The 2360-nt window shown below is 32.3% G+C and carries 1 protein-coding gene; it reads right to left on the bottom strand.

All coding sequences use genetic code 11. The features are described from left to right. The coding region (locus AADI82_RS14925) for a histidine kinase (protein ID WP_341217204.1) at window positions 1–2173 on the bottom strand (2173 nt) is incomplete at its 3' end. Window positions 2174–2360: the final 187 nt, after the last annotated feature.

The raw sequence follows: 2360 nt of genomic DNA, 5'->3' as shown, positions 1-2360 counted from the left end.
AATCCTTTTTAAGCGTTACAATTACTTTAGTTCCTTTGTCTTCTTTATTTTGAAAATCGTCAATAAAAACATCAACTTTATCTTTATACATAGCGTTTAAAATAGATACGCGTTTTTTAATATTTCCCATGCCTTTTGAGTTTTGTTTTTGCTGATGTTCTGTTTTTAAAGCTTTCGATTTTTTTCTTCCAATACCATCATCATTAATAGTAATTTTAATTTCATCTGGTTTAGTTTGTGTGATTGCGATGTTTAAATGTCCTTTACTTTTCTTGTATCTCAATCCGTGCCAAACTGCATTTTCAATATAGGGTTGCAACAACATGGGTGGAATTACAAAATCGTTCACATCAATATTTTTATCAACTGTAATGCTATAATCAAATTTATCTTTAAACCTAAAATGTTCTAATTTGGTGTAAAGTTCCAAAAGCTCGATTTCTTTTTCTAACGGAATAAAATCCTCTTCGCTATTTTCTAAAACGGCTCGCATTAATAACGAAAAATCTGATAAATATTTGTTTGCTGTCCTTTCATCATTTGAGGCTATAAAACTATTTACTGAATTTAAAGCGTTAAAAATAAAGTGCGGATTCATTTGACTGCGCAAGGTTTTCAATGCCAGCAAATTATTTGCTAAACGTTGTTGTTTAATATATTTAAACATTAAAAATGCCGTGACCAACAGCAATAAAACACCACCAATTAACGAGTAAATAATAAGTTTTTGCCTGCGAGCTTGCTCAATATTAAGTTGGTATTTACTTTCGGATAATGCTCTATCGCTCTCTAAACTTAAAATGCGGTTTTGCTTGCTAACAATATCTTTACTAAATCGTGCCGCTTGCGAAATCTCCTGTTCTTTTTTTGAATAGACTTTGTCCACCAAATCCACATAATTTTGATAGGCGATTAGCGCTTTATCAAACTCGCCAGCATCTCGCAATACTTCGGATAATTTTCTGGTGGCATCTTTTTGCACGATTAAATCTTCTTTATCATCGGCTTCTTCAATACTTTTTTCAAGATAAGTTATGGCTTGCCCAAAGTCTTTTTGCAAGGCATAGGCATTACCGATTTTATAGTTTTGTTTTTGTGGTGTTAAGGCACTTTCGTTATCGAAAACCGAATCGCTTTCTATTTCGTTTATGGCTTCCAAGGCTTCCTTTCGTAATTCAATTTCACTGGAGTAATCACTTAAATTATTTTGAAAATCGGCTACTTTTATTTTCTCTTCAACCCCTCTTTTTTTGTTTTGAGTGTTAGCCAATCTTAGAGATTCATTAAAAAGTCCTTTAGCTTTTTCTGGTTCGCCTTTTTCATTATATACTTGAGCCAATTTAGAATTTAAGTCCGTAATTTTTGGTGTTATTAAATGCTTTTGTGCCACTTTTAAACCTTCGGTATAAGCATTGATTGCAGCATCTAAAGTTTTGGTATTTTGATGCACATCTCCAATGCCTTCATAAAGTATAACCAACTGCCAATTAGAGAGTTCTTTTTTATCAATGTCGTTATACGTGGCAAGACTTTCTTGATAGTTTTTATTGAGCTGATAGGCTTTTGCTAGTTTAATTTTAACAGCATTAGTTGCTCTGTTTTGAATGCTTATTCTGTAGTTAGAAACTGCTAAATCGAACTGTTTCCAATACATATAAACATCGCCTAAAACCTCGTAAGCCTCACTGTTTTCTTTAACCGATCTGCTATCTTTTAAAGCATCTGCTATAAACTGAATACTCTTTTTTGCATCCTTTTTTAAATACACTTCCGCTGAGTCAACAAGCGATTTAAAGACTTGAATATTCGATCTAGATTTAAAAATTTTGCTTCTATACTCGTCTGTTCTATTGGGTTGTACCTCAACTTTAATCCGTTCGCTACTTTGAATAATGTAGTAAACGGTTTCAAAATCTTTGTGTCTTACAATAAGCTCGTCGCCTTTTTTGGCTTCAATTCTAAATTCGCCAAAAGCATCGGTTGTGGTATATGCACCTCCGCTAACTTCAATATTTACATCAGAAATTGGTTTATAAGTATCGCTTTCAATCACAGAACCGCGAACCGTAAATCGCTTTTCTGAACTTTTAATTTCGTTTTTTTCTTGCGCAAGCATAAAACTCGCACTAAAAACAAGGCATAAAAAAAGAATGTATTTAACTAATAACTTCATGTGCTACTTTATAATAGATAAACTTACGCACTTTCTTTGTTATAATAAAATGGAGGTTTTACAATTCTACTGGTGCTTAATATGAAAAAGAATGGTTTACGCATTCAGTCGTTTAGTTCACTCATTCAATATATTACTTAACTCATTCAGCTTTTTTTAATAAAAAAGATGCATTTAGTTTTATGCT

It is taken from the genome of uncultured Wocania sp., assembly GCF_964021735.1.
Classification (GTDB): Bacteria; Bacteroidota; Bacteroidia; order Flavobacteriales; family Flavobacteriaceae; genus Wocania_A.
Note: the sequence above shows the minus strand (reverse complement) of the source record. Positions and strands in the feature narration are given on the sequence as shown.